Below are 21,732 nucleotides of genomic sequence, written 5' to 3' on the forward strand. Positions count from 1 at the left end.
TAATCGGCGTGACCAGGACAATCTACGTGTGCGTAGTGACGAGTTGGTGTGTCGTACTCAACGTGTGAAGTTGAGATTGTGATACCACGCTCGCGCTCTTCTGGAGCGTTATCGATTGATGCGAAATCTTTAGCAACACCGCCGTATACTTTTGCAAGTACGTTAGTGATTGCTGCAGTTAGTGTAGTTTTACCGTGGTCAACGTGGCCGATTGTACCAACGTTTACGTGCGGTTTTACGCGTTCAAACTTTTCTTTTGCCATCTTAAAAAATTCCTAATTAAGAAATTAAAGCCTGACTCACTATTGAGCCAGACAAGCTAAAATCATATTACAGCGCGAGCTGAAATTATTGTATCTGCAACCTGCTTTGAGGCTTCAGCGTACTTCAAAAACTCCATAGAGTAAGAAGCACGACCCTGAGTTGCAGAACGTAAAGCAGTCGCATAACCGAACATTTCAGACAGTGGAACTTGCGCATTTATTTGCTTAAGTCCACCAAGTGCATCTTCCATGCCCTCGATCATGCCGCGACGACGGTTTAAGTCGCCAACTACATCACCCATGTTTGAGTCAGGAGTGATTACCTCAACCTTCATTAGTGGTTCTAAAAGAACTGGGTTTGCTTTAAGCGCACCGTCTCTCATAGCTAATGAACCTGCAATTTTAAATGCCATTTCATTCGAATCTACATCATGGAACGAACCATCATATAAAGTCGCTTTAACGCCAAGTAAAGGATAGCCTGCCAGTACACCTTGAGACATTTGCTCTTGGATACCTTTGTCTACCGCTGGGATGTATTCTTTAGGAACTGATCCACCTACGGTTTCGTTAACGAATTCGTAAATTGGAGAATCATCATCCGAAATATCCATCGGTTCAAGCTTCAACCAAACGTGACCATATTGACCACGACCACCTGATTGACGAATGAACTTTCCTTCAACTTCTACAGTTGAACGAATAGCTTCACGATATGAAACCTGCGGCTTACCAACGTTACATTCAACACTGAATTCACGTTTCATACGGTCGACGATAATATCTAGGTGAAGTTCACCCATACCAGAAATAATTGTCTGGCCTGATTCTTCGTCAGTTTGTACGCGGAAAGACGGATCTTCGGCCGCTAGTTTACCTAGCGCGATACCCATCTTGTCCTGGTCAGCGATTGTGCGAGGCTCAACCGCAACAGAGATAACTGGTTCTGGGAATTCCATACGCTCAAGCGTAATAATTGAATTCGGAGCACACAGTGTCTCACCTGTTGTAACGTCTTTAAGACCAATAGCCGCCGCGATGTCGCCTGCGTAGACTTCTTTGATCTCTTCACGAGAGTTTGAATGCATCTGTACGATACGGCCAAGTCGCTCACGCTTACTTTTAACTGGGTTGTATACCGCGTCACCCTGTTTAACAGTACCAGAGTAAACACGGAAAAAGGTTAAAGTGCCAACAAACGGGTCTGTTGCAATTTTAAATGCAAGTGCAGCAAACGGCGCTTTATCATCAGCTGGACGTTCCTCTTCGGTACCATCTTCTAAGATACCTTGGATTTGTTTAACTTGTTCTGGTGAAGGCATGTATTCTACAACGCCGTCAAGCACCGCTTGAACACCTTTGTTTTTAAATGCGCTTCCACAAGTTACTGGAACAATCTCATTGGCCAATGTGCGTTGACGTAAAGCATTTTTAATTTCTGCTTCACTTAACTCTTCACCTTCTAAGTATTTGTCCATTAGTTCTTCTGAGGCTTCAGCAGCGCTTTCAACTAAATGAGAGCGCCATTCTTCAGCTAACTCAAGAAGGTCTGCCGGTATTGCCTCATATGTGAAAGTCATACCCTGGTCCGCTTCGTTCCAGTTAATCACTTTCATTTTTATAAGGTCAATAACACCTTTAAAGTCGTCCTCAGCGCCTACTGGCAACTGAATAGGAACAGGCGTTGCTCCAAGACGAGATTTCACCTGGCTAACAACAGCTAAAAAGTCAGCGCCCGTGCGATCCATTTTATTTACGAAGATCATTCTTGGAACTTCGTATTTGTTCGCTTGACGCCAAACTGTTTCAGTTTGCGGCTGTACACCAGAAGAAGCACAAAGCACAACTACCGCACCATCAAGTACGCGTAAAGAACGCTCTACTTCGATAGTGAAATCTACGTGTCCTGGAGTATCAATAATATTGATACGATGGGCGTCAAATTGAGCGTCCATCCCTTTCCAAAAACACGTTGTTGCAGCAGAAGTGATTGTGATACCACGCTCTTGTTCCTGCTCCATCCAGTCCATAGTTGCAGCGCCATCATGTACTTCACCGATCTTATGAGAAAGACCAGTGTAGAACAGAACACGTTCTGTTGTGGTGGTTTTGCCTGCATCTACGTGAGCTACTATGCCGATATTACGGTAGCGCTCAAGTGGAGTTGTACGTGCCATATGATCCTCTTAAAGGTTAAGGACAGATTACCAACGGTAATGAGCGAATGCTTTATTCGCTTCAGCCATACGGTGAACGTCTTCACGTTTCTTAACCGCAGTGCCTTTATTATCAGCAGCGTCAACGATTTCTTGAGCTAAACGTAAGCCCATAGATTTTTCGCCACGCTTACGTGCAGCGTCTACTAACCAACGCATACCTAATGCGTTGCGACGAACTGGACGTACTTCAACTGGTACTTGATAAGTTGAACCACCAACACGGCGAGATTTAACCTCTACCTGTGGACGGATGTTATCAAGTGCAGATTCAAAGATTTCTAGGTGCGACTTGCCTGATTTCTCAGCAGCCACGTCTAGCGCACCATAAACAATTTTTTCAGCAGTAGATTTCTTGCCGTCTAACATTACGATGTTAACGAATTTAGCAAGAAGTTCCGATCCGAACTTAGGATCTGGAAGAATTTTACGTTGACCTATTACGCGTCTTCTAGGCATTTTGTATCTCCGGTTTATTCAGGTTTGTCCTTTTGGAACAATCACCCAAAACAATAATTAATAATATTTAGTGCTTGGCCTTACTAACGGAATACAATTACCCTTTAGGGCGTTTTGCACCGTATTTAGAACGAGCTTGACGACGGTCGCTAACGCCTGCACAGTCAAGTGCACCACGTACAGTGTGAAAACGCACACCTGGTAAATCTTTAACACGACCACCACGGATTAGGATTACACTGTGCTCTTGAAGGTTATGACCTTCACCACCGATGTAAGATGTTACTTCGAAACCGTTAGTTAAACGTACACGAGCTACTTTACGTAACGCTGAGTTTGGTTTCTTAGGTGTAGTTGTATATACACGAGTACATACACCGCGCTTTTGCGGACACGCTTTTAGTGCAGCTGAGTTACTTTTCGTAACCTTGCTACGGCGTGGCTTACGCACTAGCTGGTTAATAGTTGCCATTTAAATAGCTCCTGAAATTAAAATTACTACTGAAAAAAATAAAAAAATCCGCCCTTTATTACCTGCCTACGATAAGCACACAAGTAAATGGGTGGCGGAATTTTAATGAGCAAAGTTTAACCTGTCAACCTAAACTAACCGTAAGACAGCACTTAACTGCCTTACGATCTCTTAATCTATTGATTAAGAACAGTTTATTGATTTCCAGACAAATCAGCATTTAGTGCATCAGTTAGTGCTTGAGTTGCCTCTTCAGCGCTTACTGTTTGCTCTTCTACTACTTCTTTGCTTTGTTTACGGCGAGCCATACGATCTTGATGATACGCAAAACCGGTACCGGCTGGGATCAAACGACCCACAATTACGTTTTCTTTCAGACCGCGAAGCTCATCGCTCTTACCATTCACTGCTGCATCTGTAAGAACACGTGTTGTTTCTTGGAAAGACGCTGCAGAGATGAAAGATTCTGTCGCTAGTGATGCTTTAGTAATACCCATTAACTGGATTTCAAACTTCGCTGGGATCTTACCTTGTTTTTCAAGGTCACGGTTTGCGATATTAACGCGCGCCACTTCGATTTGTTCACCAGCTAAGAAGTCAGTATCACCACCGTGTAAAATGGTACATTTACGTAACATTTGACGGATAATTGTTTCAATGTGCTTGTCATTGATCTTAACGCCTTGCAAACGGTAAACCTCTTGCACTTCGTTAACGATGTAGTTAGCAACATGAGTCACACCACGTAGGCGTAAGATGTCATGTGGTGATTCAGGACCATCGGCGATTACTTCACCTTTAGATACTTGTTCACCTTCAAACACGTTAAGTTGACGCCACTTAGGAATCATTTCTTCGTAATGATCGCCTTCAGCTGGAGTAATAACTAAACGCTTCTTACCTTTAGTCTCTTTACCGAAGCTAATAGTACCGGTGATTTCAGCTAAGATAGCTGGATCTTTTGGCTTACGCGCTTCAAATAAGTCGGCTACGCGTGGTAGACCACCCGTGATATCACGAGTTTTAGAGCCTTCTTGCGGGATACGTGCTAACACGTCACCTGGGTTTGCAGTCGCACCGTCTGTTACTTCAATCGTTGTGAATGAAGGAAGACGTGTTTCTTGCAGACCACGCTCATCACTTTCGATGATAAGTTTAGGCTCTTTAGCATTCGCTTTAGCAAGGTCTTTAACTACAATACGAGTCAAACCAGTTAGTTCATCGGTTTGTGTCTCTGTATTCGAGTCATCGATATCGCTAAACGATACTTTTGATTTGTGCTCAAGAACGATTGGGTGACTATGCGGGTCCCAAGTAGCAACAATGTCGTTACCTTGAACTTCTGCATTGTCTTGAACTGTTAATACTGCACCATAAGGTACTTTATAACGCTCTTTTTCACGGCCATGACTATCGATGATAGTGATTTCCGTTGAACGAGACGTAATAACAATTTTACCGTCTGTATTTAATACATACTTAGCATTGTGAAGTTTTAACGTACCGTTAGTTTTAACTTGTACATTATTTTCAGCTGACGCTCGAGATGCCGCACCACCGATGTGGAATGTACGCATAGTAAGCTGTGTACCCGGCTCACCAATTGACTGTGCCGCGATAACACCTACTGATTCACCTGCGTTGATGATATGACCACGTGCAAGGTCACGACCATAACAGTTAGCACATACACCAAAGTCATTATCACATGTGATAACTGAGCGTACGCGTACTTCATCAACCGAGTGCTCTTCTAAAAGGTCACACAGTTTTTCATCAAGCATGATATTACGTTCTACAAGTACAGTATTAGTACCTGGAATAACAACATCTTCAGCTACAACACGACCTAGTACACGTTCGCGAAGCGCTTCTACAACATCACCACCTTCAATAAGCGGTTTCATTGTTAAGCCATCTTCTGTGCCACAGTCGTCTTCGTTGATTACCAAATCTTGTGCTACGTCTACTAGACGACGCGTTAAGTAACCCGAGTTCGCTGTTTTCAGTGCTGTATCGGCAAGACCTTTACGCGCACCGTGAGTTGAGATGAAGTACTGAAGTACGTTTAGACCTTCACGGAAGTTAGCCGTGATTGGTGTCTCGATGATTGAACCATCTGGACGTGCCATTAGACCACGCATACCTGCTAGCTGACGGATCTGAGCGGCACTACCACGAGCACCTGAGTCGGCCATCATAAACACTGAGTTAAATGACGGTTGCTCTACTTCTTCACCTTTCGCGTTGGTTACTGTGTCTTTCGACAAGTTAGCCATCATCTCACGTGATAAGTTTTCATTTACACGTGACCAGATATCGATAACTTTGTTGTACTTCTCACCAGCCGTTACAAGACCTGATTGGAATTGTTGGTTGATTTCAGTTACTTCAGCTTCTGCTGATTCAATGATCTGCGCTTTAACCGGTGGGATAACTAAGTCATCGATACCGATAGAAACACCAGACTTCATTGCGTAATGGAAACCGGTGTACATAACTTGGTCAGCAAACACAACGGTGTCTTTAAGGCCTAAGCGACGGTAACACTCATTCAACAAGCTAGAAATCTGCTTCTTACCTAGTGGCTGGTTGATTGACTCAAACGGCATACCAGTTGGTAAAATTAGAGACAGAATTGCACGACCTACCGTTGTTTCGATAACCGTTGTAGTATCTTCTACTACACCGTGCTCATTAGCAACTGACTGGCTAATACGTACTTTCACAATAGCGTGAAGGTCTGCATTACCGCTACGGTATGCTTTTTCTGCTTCTTTAGGATCTTTAAATATTGCGCCTTCGCCTTTTGCGTTGATGCAATCACGGGTCATGTAGTAAAGACCCAATACAACATCCTGTGAAGGAACGATGATTGGCTCACCATTCGCAGGAGATAGAATGTTGTTTGTTGACATCATCAATGCACGTGCTTCAAGCTGTGCTTCGATTGTTAACGGTACGTGTACCGCCATTTGGTCACCATCGAAATCGGCGTTGTAAGCCGCACATACTAATGGATGCAAATGAATCGCTTTACCTTCGATAAGCACAGGCTCAAACGCTTGGATACCCAAACGGTGAAGTGTTGGTGCACGGTTTAGTAATACCGGATGTTCACGAATTACTTCGTCTAATACATCCCATACTTCCGCTACTTCACGCTCTACCATTTTCTTAGCAGCTTTGATTGTCGTAGCCATGCCGCGACGCTCTAGTTTGCCGTAGATAAACGGTTTGAATAGCTCAAGTGCCATCTTCTTAGGAAGACCACATTGGTGAAGCTTAAGTGTAGGACCTACTGTGATTACAGAACGGCCTGAGTAATCTACACGCTTACCAAGTAAGTTCTGACGGAAACGACCTTGCTTACCCTTGATCATATCAGCAAGAGATTTAAGCGGACGCTTGTTAGAACCTGTAATAGCACGACCACGACGACCGTTGTCAAGTAGCGCATCTACCGCTTCTTGTAACATACGTTTTTCGTTTCGTACGATAATGTCTGGTGCTGCTAAATCTAATAGACGCTTAAGACGGTTGTTACGGTTAATAACACGACGGTAAAGGTCATTTAGATCAGATGTCGCAAAACGACCACCGTCTAGTGGTACTAATGGACGTAGATCAGGTGGCAATACTGGAAGTACTGTCATGATCATCCACTCAGGGTTATTACCTGATTGGTGGAATGATTCCATTAACTTAAGACGTTTAGTGATTTTTTTACGCTTAGTTTCAGAGTTAATTGTTGGTAACTCTTCACGCATCTCAGCAATTAATTGGCCAAGATCAAGTTCACGAAGCAAGTCTAAAACTGCTTCAGCACCCATCTTCGCTTCAAACTCATCACCATGTTCTTCTAATGCATCTAGGTACTCTTCTTCACCTAGTAACTGACCACGCTCAAGCGTTGTCATACCAGGCTCAGTTACTACGAATGATTCGAAGTAAAGAACACGTTCAATATCACGAAGCGTCATATCTAGCATTAAGCCGATACGTGACGGTAATGATTTTAAAAACCATATATGTGCTACTGGGCTCGCAAGGTCAATATGACCCATACGATCACGACGCACTTTGGTCAGTGTAACTTCAACGCCACACTTCTCACAGATCACACCACGGTGTTTAAGGCGTTTATATTTACCACATAAACACTCATAATCTTTCACTGGGCCGAAAATACGGGCACAGAATAAGCCATCGCGCTCAGGCTTGAAAGTACGGTAGTTAATAGTCTCAGGTTTCTTTACTTCACCGTATGACCATGAACGAACCATGTCTGGTGAAGCAAGACCAATGCGAATTGCATCGAATTCTTCGGTCTTATTTTGTTGCTTCAGAAACTTAAGTAAGTCTTTCACCTTAGCTCTCCTGTCGGAGTTAATCTCGAGGACGGGTAATCTCGTCCCTACATTCTATTCAGCCGTAACAGATGCTGCAGCGTCAACTGCAGCATCTAATTGGCTTAATTTTCTTCCAACTCGATGTTGATACCCAGTGAGCGGATTTCTTTCAACAATACGTTGAACGATTCTGGCATACCTGGTTCCATCTTGTGGTTACCATCAACGATGTTTTTATACATCTTAGTACGACCATTCACGTCATCCGATTTCACTGTAAGCATTTCTTGTAGAGTGTAAGCAGCACCGTAAGCTTCTAGTGCCCATACTTCCATCTCACCAAAACGCTGGCCACCGAACTGTGCTTTACCACCCAGCGGCTGCTGAGTAACAAGGCTGTAAGAACCAGTAGAACGTGCGTGCATCTTATCATCAACCAAGTGGTTAAGTTTAAGCATGTACATGTAACCAACAGTTACTTGACGTTCAAACTGATCGCCAGTACGGCCATCATAAAGTGTAACCTGACCACTTCTAGGGTATCCACCAAGCTCTAGCATGTCTTTGATTTCGTCTTCTTTAGCGCCATCAAATGCAGGAGTAGCGATTGGTAAACCACCTTTTAAGTTTTCAGCTAGGCGACGAATTTCGTCATCAGAGAAACTTGCAATGTCTACAACTTGGCGAGATTCACCAATTTCGTAAGCTTGCTTGATGAATTCACGTAGCTCATGAAGCTCACGTTGCTCTTTCATCATTTCTTCTAAACGTTCACCGATACCACGTGCAGCAAGACCCATATGTGTTTCAAGGATCTGACCGATGTTCATACGCGATGGTACACCTAGTGGATTTAGTACGATATCTACCGTACGACCTTTATCATCGTATGGCATATCTTCTACTGGTACGATAGTCGAGATAACACCTTTGTTACCGTGACGACCCGCCATTTTATCACCCGGTTGGATACGACGTTTAACAGCTAGGTATACTTTAACAATTTTAAGTACGCCTGGTGCTAAGTCATCACCTTGAGTAATTTTACGACGTTTGTTTTCAAACTTCTTATCGTATTCAGCTTTAAGTTCATCGTACTGTGCAGCTAGTTGCTCAAGTTCAGCTTGCTTATCTTCTTCAGCAAGGCTTTGAGTTAATAGTTTTTCAGCATTTAATGACACTAAGTTGTTTTCATCAAAGCCTGCAGCTACAAGTAGCTTACGAGCGCGTTCTAAAACGCCAGCTTCAAGAATACGGAACTCTTCGTTGAAGTCTTTCTTCGCTTCGCGAAGCTGCATGTCTTCAACCTCTAACGCACGCTTATCTTTTTCAACGCCATCACGGGTGAAAACTTGCACGTCAATTACTGTACCAGTTACAGAGTTTGGTACACGTAAAGAGCTGTCTTTAACGTCAGATGCTTTTTCGCCGAAGATAGCACGCAGTAGCTTCTCTTCAGGTGTAAGCTGTGTTTCGCCTTTCGGAGTCACTTTACCTACTAGAATATCGCCGCCTTTAACTTCAGCACCAATATAAACAACGCCTGATTCATCAAGCTTGCCTAGTGCAGACTCACCCACGTTAGGGATATCTGCAGTGATCTCTTCTGGACCTAATTTAGTGTCACGGGCAACACACTGTAGTTCTTGAATGTGGATAGTCGTTAAACGATCTTCTTCAACTACGCGCTCTGATAGTAAGATTGAATCCTCGAAGTTATAACCGTTCCATGGCATGAATGCCACGCGAAGGTTTTGACCAAGGGCTAAGTCACCTAAGTCAGTCGAAGGACCATCTGCTAACACGTCACCACGAGTAACCGGTTCACCAACCATGCACGTTGGTTTTTGGTTAATACATGTATTTTGGTTAGAACGTGTGTACTTGGTTAAGTTGTATATGTCGATACCCGCTTCACCAGGGATGCGTTCTTCTTCATGTACGTTTACAACGATGCGACTTGCGTCGGCATACATTACTTCACCACCACGTTTTGCAACAATCGTTACACCAGAATCTTTCGCTAGTGTTAACTCAATACCTGTACCTACTAACGGCTTATCCGCTTTCAATGTTGGTACTGCTTGACGTTGCATGTTTGAACCCATCAATGCGCGGTTAGCATCATCGTGTTCTAGGAACGGGATAAGTGCTGCTGCTACAGAGATCACCTGTTGTGGTGATACATCCATATATTGCTGGTCCATGCGGCCCATAAAGGTTGATTCACCTTTGTGACGACATGGAATAAGTTCATCTACAAACTCATTGGTTTCAGTTAAGTTTGAGTTTGCCTGTGCGATAACAAACTGACCTTCTTCAATGGCTGATAAGTAATCAACTTCATCAGTTACTACACCGTCTACCACTTTGCGGTAAGGTGTTTCTAAGAAACCGTAGTCATTTGTACGTGCGTACGTAGACAATGAGTTAATTAGACCGATGTTTGGACCCTCAGGAGTCTCGATTGGACATACGCGACCGTAGTGAGTTACGTGAACGTCACGTACTTCAAAGCCAGCGCGCTCACGTGTTAGACCGCCCGGACCTAATGCAGAAATACGACGCTTATGCGTTACTTCTGATAGCGGGTTATTTTGGTCCATAAACTGTGATAACTGAGACGAGCCGAAGAACTCTTTAACCGCTGCCGAAATAGGCTTAGCGTTAATAAGATCTTGTGGCATTATCGCGTCAAGGTCACCTAAGCTTAAACGCTCACGTACAGCACGTTCTACACGTACTAGACCAACACGGAATTGGTTCTCAGCCATTTCGCCAACACTACGTATACGACGGTTGCCTAAGTGGTCGATATCATCAACATCGCCTTGACCGTTACGAATAGCAATTAATACTTTCATAACAGACACGATGTCTTCTTTGCTTAATGTGCCTGGGCCTGTGTCAGAATCGTAACCAACACGGCTATTAAACTTCATACGACCAACAGTTGATAGGTCGTAACGTTCTTCAGAGAAGAACAAGTTTTGGAATAAGGCTTCAGCCGCGTCTTTCGTCGGTGGCTCGCCTGGGCGCATCATGCGATAAATTTCTACTAGTGCTTCTAAACGGTTGCTTGAAGAGTCAATGTTCAATGTATTTGACATGTAAGCACCGCTGTCCACTTCATTGATGTACAACGTATCAATGGTAGTGTGACCGGCTTTAACTAATTCAGCCATAAGCTCAAGAGTTAATTCATCATTCGCATTTGCAATAACTTCACCCGTTGATTCATCAACGTAGTTTTTAGAAATAATACGGCCAATGATGTACTCATGAGGTACTTCTAACTGAGTAATGCCTTTTTTCTCGATACTCTTGATGTGACGAGCCGTAACACGACGACCGCTTTCAACAAGTACTTCACCGTCTTCGCCTTTGATATCAAAAGCGGCAGTTTCACCACGTAAACGTGAAGGTACAAGTTCCATTAGAACTTTACCGTCAGCTACTTCAAACGCAGTAGTATCGAAGAAGATATCTAGGATTTCTTCACTAGAGTACTCAAGTGCACGTAAGATGATAGACGCCGGTAATTTACGACGGCGGTCAATACGTACATATAAGTTATCTTTTGCATCAAATTCGAAGTCTAACCATGAACCACGGTAAGGAATAACGCGTGCGTTATATAATACTTTACCTGATGAATGAGTTTTACCGCGGTCGTTATCAAAGAATACACCAGGGCTACGGTGTAGCTGAGAAACGATAACACGCTCTGTACCATTGATTACAAAGGTACCGGTATCGGTCATGAGCGGAATTTCGCCCATGTAAACTTCTTGCTCTTTAATGTCTTTAACTGTGCCTGGAGCTTCTTTGTCCATAACAACAAGACGCAGTTTCACGCGAAGTGGAGCAGAATAAGTCACACCGCGAATTTGACATTCTTTTACATCGAAAACTGGCTCACCAATACGGTAACTTACGTATTGAAGCTCAGAATTTCCCGAGTAGCTTTTTATAGGGAACACAGAACGGAAGGCAGCTTCCAAACCATGATCGCCATCAGCGTCCGGCACTAAGAATTTTTTAAACGATTCTAACTGTGTAGACAGTAAAAAAGGTATATCCAAAACTTGTGGACGTTTACCAAAATCCTTACGGATACGTTTCTTTTCAGAATAAGAGTAAGCCATGGGGTTCCTCAGCTTGCTGATCTTTGACCCGACCTGTTCTTGTAAGAACAGACTTAACTGGCAGCTATGCCAAGATTTACAACATTTTATTGTTGTTCTAATTAAATCCCTTTTCAACACTAGCAAACTATAAAGCGTTGAAAGTAAAGAAATAATTAGATTTTATTTGCGCTATAAGAGTGCATCACTCCATAGCGCAAAAAGGCCGGTGATTAAATAATCACCAGCCCTTGCCTGATTTCTCAGGCAGCGAACTTAGCGTAAGCTAAATTACTTAACCTCAACTTCAGCACCAGCTTCAGTAAGATCTTTTGCAAGTGCTTCAGCTTCTTCTTTAGATACACCTTCTTTAACAGGTGTAGGAGCAGCTTCAACAAGAGCTTTAGCTTCTTTAAGGCCAAGGCCTGTAGCGCTACGAACAGCTTTGATTGCAGCAACCTTGTTAGCGCCAGCGCCAGTAAGGATTACGTCAAATTCTGTTTTCTCTTCAGCAGCTTCAGCAGCTGGACCAGCTACCATAGCAGCTGCAGCAGTTACGCCGAATTTTTCTTCCATTGCTTCAACAAGAGCAACAACGTCCATTACTGACATTTCAGCAATTGCGTCAAGGATTTGGTCTTTAGATACAGACATTACAAATTTCCTAATAATTAACGGACTCTAGGTCCAAATAAATTTTACACCGAAAGGATTAAACAACTTAAAATTAAGCAGCTTGCTCTTCTTTCTGTACACGTACTGCTTCAATTGTTTTACACAATTTGCCAGCAGACGCTTCTTTCATAGCACTCATTAAGCGTGCAACAGCTTCGTCGTATGTAGGTAGAGTTGCAAGCATAGCTGCATCTACTACGTTACCTTCAAAAGCGGCCGTTTTAACTTCGAATTTCTCATTCTTTTTCGCGAAATCTGAAAAGATACGCGCAGCAGCACCTGGGTGCTCTGATGAGAAAGCGATTAAGCTTGGACCAACAAATGAATCAGAAAGACACTCAAAATCTGTTCCTTCAAGAGCACGTTTTGCTAAAGTGTTACGAACAACTTTCATCCATACACCAGCTTCACGAGCTTCTTTACGAAGGGCAGTGATTGCGCCAACTGTTACACCACGAGAATCTGCAACAACTGCAGATAGAGCACCATTGGCTGCTTCGTTGACTTCAGCAACTATTGCTTTTTTGCCTTGAAGATTTAAAGCCATGGGTGTTACTCCTGGTTTAATGGGGTTACCGACAATCGGTTTCCCCTGTTCTACTCTTCCCTACCAAAAAGGTAGAGATGCTTTTTACGGCGAGAGCCAGAAGGATTAGGAAAAATCTATCTGGGGTCTACACCGTCTACGTAGGTAAAATTAAGGCCAAAGCCGCCTACGGTCTTGGACGGAAGCCCAATTTATCGCTTTGCCAGAGGCGCACCGAAATTATGGACTTCAACCCGAATTCTTTATTTTGCTAATTAATAAATTAATCAACAAAATGGCGCGAAATTATAGTACAAATTTCGTGCCATGTAAACACTAAATTAAGCAACTACTGTGTTTAAAGTAGCTTGGTCAACAGAAACACCTGCGCCCATTGTTGTAGAGATAGTTACTTTTTTCAAGTAAACACCTTTAGCTTGAGAAGGTTTAGCCTTCTTAAGTGCAACAATTAGAGCTTCAAGGTTTTGTTGAAGTTGCTCAGCTGTGAAATCAACCTTACCAATAGTAGTATGGATGATGCCGTTTTTGTCATTGCGGTAACGCACTTGACCAGCTTTAGCATTTTTAACTGCTTCTGCAACGTTAGGTGTTACAGTACCAGTTTTAGGGTTTGGCATTAGACCACGTGGACCTAAGATTTGACCTAGTTGACCAACAACACGCATAGCGTCTGGAGATGCAACAACAACGTCAAAATCCATCTCGCCTTTTTTAACTAGCTCAGCAAGATCTTCCATACCTACTAATTCAGCACCGGCTTCTTTCGCAGCTTCTGCGTTAGCGCCTTGTGTGAATACTGCAACGCGAACGTCACGACCAGTACCGTTAGGTAGTACAGTTGCACCACGAACGTTTTGGTCAGATTTACGAGCATCGATACCAAGGTTAACAGCAACGTCAACACTTTCTACGAATTTAGCTGTCGCTAACTCTTTTAAAAGAGCAACTGCTTCATTGATTTCGTAATCTTTAGTTACTTCCACTTTTTCGCGGATAGTACGCATACGTTTAGTTAATTTAGCCATTTCTTAGTCCTCTACGTTCAAGCCCATCGCACGCGCAGAACCTGCGATAGTGCGAACCGCTGCGTCCATATCGGCAGCTGTAAGGTCAGTTCGTTTTGTCTCAACAATCTCTTCAAGTTGAGCACGAGTTACTGTACCTACTTTGTCAGTGTTAGGACGGCCTGAGCCTGACTTGATACCAGCAGCTTTCTTAAGTAAGTAAGCAGCAGGTGGCGTTTTCATGTCGAACGTAAATGAACGGTCACCGTAAACAGAGATCACTACAGGAACTGGAGCGCCTTTTTCGATAGACTCTGTACGTGCGTTAAACGCTTTACAGAATTCCATGATGTTTACACCGTGTTGACCTAGTGCAGGACCTACTGGAGGACTAGGATTAGCCATACCAGCGGCAACTTGTAGCTTGATTAGAGCTTCAACTTTTTTAGCCATTATAAATACCTCATTTGGTGGGTCTTAGCCTTGTGCGCGCGAGGACGCGTACTCTAACGGCTTCCCAGTTTAAAAATTGGTTTCGTACTTTTTGTACTGTAAAAATAAATTTTTACCTTTATACAAAAAGGCCGCTGATTATAAGATAATCAGCGGCCTTTTTCAAGCTTCGTGCCAAAATTTAAAATTTCAGCAGTGAAGCTTTTTTAATCAATTACTTATCTTGCTCAACTTGACCAAATTCAAGCTCAACTGGCGTAGAACGACCAAAAATAAGTACAGATACTTTTACGCGGCTTTTTTCGTAGTCAACTTCTTCAACTACACCACTGAAGTCTGCAAATGGACCGTCAGTTACGCGCACTACTTCACCTGGTTCGAATAATGTAGCAGGCTTAGGTGCTTCAGCATTTTCTTGTAGACGGTTAAGAATACGATCAGCTTCTTTAGAGCTAATTGGCGCTGGACGGTCAGATGTACCGCCAATGAAGCCCATTACACGCTCTGTGCTATTTACTAAGTGCCAGCTAGCGTCATTCATATCCATTTGTACTAGTACGTAGCCTGGAAAGAATTTACGCTCAGATTTACGCTTTTGACCTGCGCGCATCTCAACCACTTCTTCAGTTGGTACTAATATTTCACCAAAGCTCTCTTCAAGACCTTCGATTTTAATGTGTTCAGTTAACGTTTGAGCTACACGCTTTTCATAACCAGAAAATGCTTGTACTACGTACCAACGTAATTTAATTTCTTTGTTCTCATCCGACATGGGATCAGATCTCCAATCCAGTTAAAAAGCCAACAGCGCGGAATAAAATGCCATCTAATCCCCAAAGGATAAGTGCCATAATCACGGTTGCAACCATTACAATTAATGTCGTGTGGGTAGTTTCTTGACGCGTAGGCCAAATAACTTTGCGTACTTCAATTCGCGCTTCTTTAGCGAAAGCAAGAAAGGTACGTCCCTTAAAAGTTTGTGAGGCAATGGCTAATCCGGCCGCTATTGCAACAACAACGCCGATAGCACGTAGTAATACAGACTGATCTGCATACATATGGTTACCAACAACTGCGCCTGCAAGTAGCGCGATTGCTACTAACCACTTCACTGACTCCATCCCGCTTGATGGTGTTTCTACATTCGTGCTCATAATATTATTACCTTAACTACAGACACAACAACCCTACACGCCGGCAGGGTTAATCCATTAAAATCTAAACTTAAAAACAGACTTATTTAAACCGATTTTTAACCCCAGACTTACTCATATTAATGAGTAAATTGGCAGGGGCGGAGAGATTCGAACTCCCAACCGTCGGTTTTGGAGACCGCTGTTCTACCAATTGGAACTACGCCCCTGCAAAGTGGATGCCTATTATACTTACGCAAATCATTTACACAAGCCTAAAAGATACCCGTAATGCAAAATCTCTATAAACAATTAAGTACTTAATATTAAAAAGGCTTAATTCGCCCCTTTAACAAGTGGCACGCCATTATTACCCACAGGAATATAAACCGTTGTATGGTTTGGCGACTCGGCCATTTTTATTTGCGCATTTATGGCTTCATGTTGTAAATAATTAGCTGTAAGCGTGGCGTTAATAATTTTTTGTGCCTGCGCTATGCCTTTTGCTTCTTCAACACGTATTTCTGCATCTTTACGCGCAATTTCTTTTTGTGTTTCTTTTTCAGCAAGTAACTGCTGCGCAGCTAGTTTTTTCTCTACCGCATTAGCAACAATATCGGGGTAGTTAATATTACCTACAACCACATTGGCAAGCTCAAAGGGGGTGGTTGATAAATAATTTTGTAAACGCAGTGTGACCTCTTGGGCTATTTTTTCGCGGTTTGTTTTAAGTTCACCACTGTCGTATTTCTGCACAGTATCTCTTACGTAAGTTCTGAACGTTTCACGCACAAAACGTTTGTACCAGTTCTCTGCTCCGTATTGTTCAACAACGGTTTGCACTGAACCACTTTGAATGGCAATCACAGCATGAAAATCAAATTTTATGTTTAAATCATCATTAGCTAATATTCTAAATGTTTCGGTATACGTATTAGGCCGCATATCTATGTTTACCACTTCATTACGCAGTAATGACATACCATAATTAGCAGGCCCTATCATGGTGCCTTGGTAACCACCTTCACCAAATACTCGTGGTTTTTCGTAAACATAGCCCTCTTCACCCGCTGGCGTACTTGGGTTAGTGCATGCGGTTAATCCAAACCCAATTACGCCAACAACAAAAGCACCTTTAACTAAATTATTAACCAAACTTTGCATCCCTGAATTTCTTGCTCTCATTATTTGTCCTTTATTTCTCTAATACTTTATATACATCGCTTAATAGGCTTGAAGCACCAAACCTAAATGTGGTGGCTTGAAGGTAGTCATCGCTCATTATTGAACGGGCTAGTGCTAAATATTCACTGGCATCAGCCACCGTTTTAACACCGCCGGCAGCTTTAAAACCAACACGTTTACCTGAATTTTTAATGGTCGTTAACATTACCTTAGTTGACTCAAGCGTCGCATTTATAGCGACTTTGCCTGTACTCGTTTTTACAAAATCAGCGCCGCCTTTGATAGCCAGTTCGGTCGCTTGAGCAATCAACGACTCTGTTTTTAGCTCGCCGCTTTCTATAATTACTTTTAGCTGAGCTTTAGTGCCGCACGCTTTTTTACTTTCACTTACGTACTTAAGCGTGGCTTGCGTATCCCCTGCCGTTAATTTTTTATAGGGGATAACAAGGTCGATTTCATCTGCACCACGTTCAATAGCTATGAGAGTTTCGTTTATTACATCGCTTAACGGGGCATCACCCGTTGGGAAGTTAGTCACCGTTGCTACTTTAACGTGGCTAAGCTCTCGTGCAGCAAGCGCTATTTTTGCATCGTCTACAAAATCACTATACACACACACCGCAGCTGGCGTGCCTAGTGCAGGCCTAATACTATTGATCAGAGCTTTAATGTCTTTTGTAGTGTCGCTTGTGTTTAAGCTAGTTAAATCCATAAGCTCTACTGCGAGTAATGCGTCTTGTTGTTTTGTCATACGGACTCCCTTGCCCTGCTTGGGTAAAATTAATATGCCTCATATTAACAAATTAAAAAAAACTCGCTATAGCTCATAACCAAACACTCTAAGCTTATTATTTTACTTGTAACTAGTCGCAATCCCTTGTTAACTCAGTCTTAGGCTTAAAACCGCTACCCAATATAACTTTTGGTTATATCAACTTGGTTTTAATTATTTTTTACTTACACATAGCCGCTATATTCTGCGCAACAGATTAAAGCGTTCTATAAAATTGTTTAGAGGTGTTACCAACGTGCAATATTTACCTATCTTTACCAAACTCGACAACAAACCTGTATTGGTTGTTGGCGGTGGAGAGGTCGCATTACGTAAGTGTCGCGCGTTTTTAAAAGCCCGTGCTGCAGTAACCTTAGTGGCGCCTTGGTTTTGTGACGAATTGAAAGAACACGCACAACACAACGAAGTGACCCTAATAGACGCTTACTTTGACGAATCACACCTAGACGGAAAAATGCTAGTTATTGCAGCAACCGATCGAGACGAAGTTAACAACACGGTGTTTGAGCTTGCCAATGCTCGCAATGTGTTTGTAAACGTGGTTGATGACCAACCTAAATGTACGTTTATATTTCCTTCTATTGTTGACCGTAACCCTATTACAATTGCTATTTCGAGTGCGGGAACAGCCCCTGTACTTGCTCGTCGTCTACGCGAAAAGTTAGAGACATTAATACCACAACACATTGGCCCACTTGCTACATTGGTGGGTGGCTTTAGAGATAAAGTAAAACAGCGCTTTAAGCACTTTTCTGATCGCCGCCAATTTTGGGAAGGCGTGTTCGACTCATCAGTTGTGAGTAAAGTACAAACCGGCGACACCCAAGGTGCTGAGCAACAACTTGAACAAATGCTAGACGCTAAAGCCGAGCCCGAGGGCGAAGTTTATGTGGTAGGGGCAGGCCCTGGCGACCCAGAACTTTTAACCCTTAAAGCACTGCAACTTATGCAACAGGCTGATGTCGTTGTTTACGACTTTTTAGTGTCTGACGAAATTATGGAGCTTGTTCGTCGTGATGCAGACCTAATTTGTGTTGGTAAACGCTTAGGCGACCATAGTGTTGTTCAAGAAGACACTAACCAAATGTTGGTTGACCTAGCTAAACAAGGTAAAAAAGTATGCCGAATTAAAGGAGGAGATCCCTTTATTTATGGCCGAGGCGGTGAAGAAGTACAAGTACTAGCTGCCAACAAGGTGAATTACCAAATAGTACCGGGTATTACAGCTGCAGCAGGGTGTAGTGCGTATGCAGGTATTCCGCTTACGCATCGCGATCATGCCCAAGCTATTCAGTTTGTAACAGGGCACTGTAAAAAAGACGGCCAAGAACTTGATTGGCAATCACTGGCTAAACCAAACCAAACACTTGCTATATACATGGGCGTAATTAAGTCACCACACATTCAAGCAGAACTATTACAGCATGGCCGCAAAGCCGACACGCCAGTTGCCGTGATCGAAAATGGCACGCGCAAAAATCAACGTGTAGTAACAGGCCAATTAGGTGAGCTTGCCAATTTAATTGAACGCAACAGGATTGTATCGCCAGCATTACTTATTATTGGTGAAGTAGCTGCCTTACACTCGCAGCTTGCGTGGTTTGGGCAAAACAACCAAACAAGTAGCTATGCGCAACCGTTAACCGATATAGCACATTAGTAACCAAATTTAATTTTATAACTTTTAATCATTTTAGTAGGACGACTAACAATGGCTTTAACTCATCTTCAGCAACTTGAAGCTGAAAGTATCAAAATCATGCGCGAAGTCGCCGCTGAGTTTGAGAACCCAGTAATGCTTTACTCAATTGGTAAAGACTCGTCGGTACTTCTGCACTTAGCGCGTAAAGCGTTTTACCCTGCAAAAATTCCGTTTCCGTTATTACACGTAGACACCGACTGGAAGTTTCGTGAAATGATTGAATTTCGCGACCGCATAGCAAAAGAGTACGACTTTGACCTACTGGTACACAAAAACCCAGAAGGCTTAGCAATGGGCGTTGGCCCCTTTACTCATGGCTCTGGTAAGCATACCGATATAATGAAAACCCAAGGGTTAAAGCAAGCTCTTAACAAATACGGTTTTGATGCAGCCTTTGGTGGCGCTCGCCGCGACGAAGAAAAATCACGTGCAAAAGAACGTGTGTACTCGTTCCGCGACAAGCACCATCGTTGGGATCCAAAAAACCAACGTCCAGAGCTTTGGAATACTTATAACAGTCAAGTAAACCCAGGCGAAAGCATTCGTGTATTCCCGTTATCTAACTGGACTGAGCTTGATATTTGGCAATACATTTATCAAGAAAACATCGAAATGGTTCCGCTTTACCTAGCTAAAGAGCGCCCTGTAGTTGAACGTGACGGCACCCTTATTATGGTTGATGACGAACGTATGCCACTTGAAGAAGGCGAAGTACCACAAATGAAATCGGTCCGTTTTCGTACATTAGGCTGTTACCCACTAACCGGCGCCGTTGAATCTACAGCCAGTACACTAACCGAAATTATTGAAGAAATGCTGTTATCTACGTCATCAGAACGCGAAGGCCGCGTTATTGACCATGACTCAGCAGGCTCAATGGAGAAGAAAAAACGTGAGGGGTATTTCTAATGTCTAGCCAAAATAACGATACATTTAACGAAGTAAAAGAAATAGGCATAGACGCCTACCTAGCACGCCAACAAGACAAAAGCTTATTGCGCATGCTTACCTGTGGCAGCGTAGATGATGGTAAATCAACACTGATTGGCCGCCTATTACACGACAGCCACCAAATTTATGAAGATCAGCTAGCAGCGCTTCACAAAGACAACGAAAAAGTAGGTAACGCAGGTGAAGATCTTGACCTTGCATTACTAGTAGATGGCCTACAAGCTGAACGCGAACAAGGCATTACCATTGACGTAGCATACCGATACTTTTCAACGGCTAAGCGTAAATTTATTATTGCCGACACACCAGGCCACGAGCAATATACACGCAACATGGTAACGGGTGCATCAACAAGCGATGTCGCCATTATTTTGGTTGATGCGCGTTACGGCGTGCAAGTACAAACTAAACGCCATAGCTTTATTTGTGACTCGCTAGGTATTAAACAGTTTGTTGTAGCCATTAATAAAATGGATATCGTTGATTTTGACGAAACCGTTTATGAAAAAATCAAAGCCGATTACCTTAAATTTGCTGAGCAACTAAATGTAACAAACATCAAGTTTGTGCCTATGTCGGCGCTTAAAGGCGATAACGTAGTAACGCGCTCTGCACATACACCGTATTACACCGACAAACCACTGCTTGAGCTTTTAGAAGACTCGCCAGCGGCACAAACCGATACCGGTTTTGAAGCACGTTTACCCGTGCAATATGTAATACGCCCTAACTTAAACTTTCGTGGTTTTCAGGGCACATTAGCATCGGGCAAGCTACAAGTAGGCGACGCTGTAAAAGTATTACCGTCGGGTAAAACATCAAGCATTAAAGAAATTGTCACTTTTAATGGCAACCTAGACACAGCAGAAGCAGGCCAAGCAATTACTATTACGCTAAACAGTGAAATAGACATTAGCCGCGGCGACGTAATCGTACCGGCAAGTTCAACCGCCGCTGTTACTAATCAGCTTCAGGCTAAAATTGTATGGATGCACGAATCGCCATTAGTGCTAGGTAAAAACTACAACCTAAAACTGGGCAGCAAAAACACATCTGCTGTGGTTAAAAAGATTGACCACACTATTGATGTAAACACGCTTGAACACGGCTCTGCCGATTCATTACAGCTAAACGAAATTGCTATTGTAACGCTTGAACTAACCGAAACTATTTTGGCCGACGAGTACCACAATAACCACGAAACAGGCTCTTTCATTCTAATTGACCGTTTATCTAACTTAACGGTAGCAGCCGGTATGATTGAACACGTACTACAAAGCGAGAAAAGCAAAAGCGATTTCAGTGACTTTGAAGTTGAGTTTAATAGCTTAGTACGCAAGCACTTCCCGCATTGGCAAGCGCTTGATATTTCGAAACTGTAAGTTTATTAATGTCTGTTA

17 protein-coding genes and 1 tRNA gene are annotated in these 21,732 nt (G+C 43.0%); 3 read left to right on the forward strand and 15 right to left on the reverse strand.

Annotation, left to right across the window (positions count from 1 at the left end):
• The 15 genes from BCG07_RS07505 to deoC form a co-directional block, all read right to left on the reverse strand.
• On the reverse strand, positions 1 to 263 hold a 263-nt coding region (locus tag BCG07_RS07505), incomplete at its 3' end, for a GTP-binding protein (RefSeq protein ID WP_286889611.1).
• Positions 264 to 325: 62 nt separating this feature from the next.
• Positions 326 to 2,440 carry an elongation factor G gene (gene fusA / locus BCG07_RS07510; RefSeq protein WP_286889613.1) on the reverse strand — a complete coding sequence of 705 codons (2,115 nt, stop codon included), beginning with the start codon at positions 2,438 to 2,440 and terminating at the stop codon, positions 326 to 328.
• Positions 2,441 to 2,467: 27 nt separating this feature from the next.
• The gene (gene rpsG / locus BCG07_RS07515; protein WP_004588211.1) at positions 2,468 to 2,938 is read right to left on the reverse strand and encodes a 30S ribosomal protein S7; all 471 of its coding nucleotides are present in this window, start codon (positions 2,936 to 2,938) and stop codon (positions 2,468 to 2,470) included.
• Between the two features lie 97 nt (positions 2,939 to 3,035).
• Positions 3,036 to 3,410, reverse strand: a complete 375-nt coding sequence (rpsL, locus tag BCG07_RS07520) for a 30S ribosomal protein S12 (protein WP_002958885.1) — start codon at positions 3,408 to 3,410, stop codon at positions 3,036 to 3,038.
• Positions 3,411 to 3,604: 194 nt separating this feature from the next.
• Complete coding sequence (rpoC, locus tag BCG07_RS07525) at positions 3,605 to 7,780, reverse strand: DNA-directed RNA polymerase subunit beta' (protein WP_006791259.1); 4,176 nt, start codon at positions 7,778 to 7,780, stop codon at positions 3,605 to 3,607.
• 104 nt (positions 7,781 to 7,884) lie between these two features.
• Entirely contained in the window at positions 7,885 to 11,910 is a 4,026-nt protein-coding gene (gene rpoB, locus BCG07_RS07530; protein WP_006791260.1) for a DNA-directed RNA polymerase subunit beta, read from the reverse strand.
• Between the two features lie 270 nt (positions 11,911 to 12,180).
• Positions 12,181 to 12,543 (reverse strand): 50S ribosomal protein L7/L12, encoded by a 363-nt coding sequence (gene rplL / locus BCG07_RS07535; protein WP_006791261.1) that lies wholly within the window; start codon positions 12,541 to 12,543, stop codon positions 12,181 to 12,183.
• Positions 12,544 to 12,616: 73 nt separating this feature from the next.
• Entirely contained in the window at positions 12,617 to 13,111 is a 495-nt protein-coding gene (rplJ, locus tag BCG07_RS07540; RefSeq protein ID WP_006791262.1) for a 50S ribosomal protein L10, read from the reverse strand.
• Between the two features lie 320 nt (positions 13,112 to 13,431).
• The gene (rplA, locus tag BCG07_RS07545; RefSeq protein WP_006791263.1) at positions 13,432 to 14,136 is read right to left on the reverse strand and encodes a 50S ribosomal protein L1; all 705 of its coding nucleotides are present in this window, start codon (positions 14,134 to 14,136) and stop codon (positions 13,432 to 13,434) included.
• Positions 14,137 to 14,139: 3 nt separating this feature from the next.
• A complete protein-coding gene (rplK, locus tag BCG07_RS07550) occupies positions 14,140 to 14,568 on the reverse strand; it encodes a 50S ribosomal protein L11 (RefSeq protein WP_002958879.1) in 429 nt (142 codons plus the stop codon).
• A gap of 214 nt (positions 14,569 to 14,782) precedes the next feature.
• The gene (gene nusG / locus BCG07_RS07555; protein ID WP_006791264.1) at positions 14,783 to 15,340 is read right to left on the reverse strand and encodes a transcription termination/antitermination protein NusG; all 558 of its coding nucleotides are present in this window, start codon (positions 15,338 to 15,340) and stop codon (positions 14,783 to 14,785) included.
• 4 nt (positions 15,341 to 15,344) lie between these two features.
• A complete protein-coding gene (gene secE / locus BCG07_RS07560) occupies positions 15,345 to 15,722 on the reverse strand; it encodes a preprotein translocase subunit SecE (protein WP_006791265.1) in 378 nt (125 codons plus the stop codon).
• Positions 15,723 to 15,854: 132 nt separating this feature from the next.
• Positions 15,855 to 15,931: transfer RNA gene (locus BCG07_RS07565), tRNA-Trp, on the reverse strand.
• A 106-nt stretch (positions 15,932 to 16,037) separates the two neighbouring features.
• A complete protein-coding gene (locus BCG07_RS07570) occupies positions 16,038 to 16,886 on the reverse strand; it encodes an SPFH domain-containing protein (protein WP_243531904.1) in 849 nt (282 codons plus the stop codon).
• Positions 16,887 to 16,896: 10 nt separating this feature from the next.
• Positions 16,897 to 17,637, reverse strand: coding sequence for a deoxyribose-phosphate aldolase (deoC, locus tag BCG07_RS07575; RefSeq protein ID WP_243531907.1), 741 nt, complete (start codon positions 17,635 to 17,637; stop codon positions 16,897 to 16,899).
• Positions 17,638 to 17,914: 277 nt separating this feature from the next.
• Between deoC and cysG the strand changes: the two genes are divergently transcribed.
• Genes cysG through cysN form a run of 3 tightly spaced genes read left to right on the forward strand, consistent with a single transcriptional unit; the run spans position 17,915 to position 21,714 of the window.
• Entirely contained in the window at positions 17,915 to 19,339 is a 1,425-nt protein-coding gene (gene cysG / locus BCG07_RS07580) for a siroheme synthase CysG (protein ID WP_138740756.1), read from the forward strand.
• Between the two features lie 51 nt (positions 19,340 to 19,390).
• A complete protein-coding gene (gene cysD / locus BCG07_RS07585) occupies positions 19,391 to 20,290 on the forward strand; it encodes a sulfate adenylyltransferase subunit CysD (RefSeq protein WP_006791269.1) in 900 nt (299 codons plus the stop codon).
• Positions 20,290 to 21,714: a sulfate adenylyltransferase subunit CysN gene (gene cysN, locus BCG07_RS07590; protein WP_010557704.1), complete on the forward strand. Its 1,425-nt coding sequence runs from the start codon at positions 20,290 to 20,292 to the stop codon at positions 21,712 to 21,714. Before cysD ends, cysN begins: the two co-directional genes overlap by 1 nt.
• Positions 21,715 to 21,732: the final 18 nt, after the last annotated feature.

This window comes from Pseudoalteromonas sp. ESRF-bin5, assembly GCF_002632075.1.
Taxonomy (GTDB): Bacteria; Pseudomonadota; Gammaproteobacteria; order Enterobacterales; family Alteromonadaceae; genus Pseudoalteromonas; species Pseudoalteromonas marina.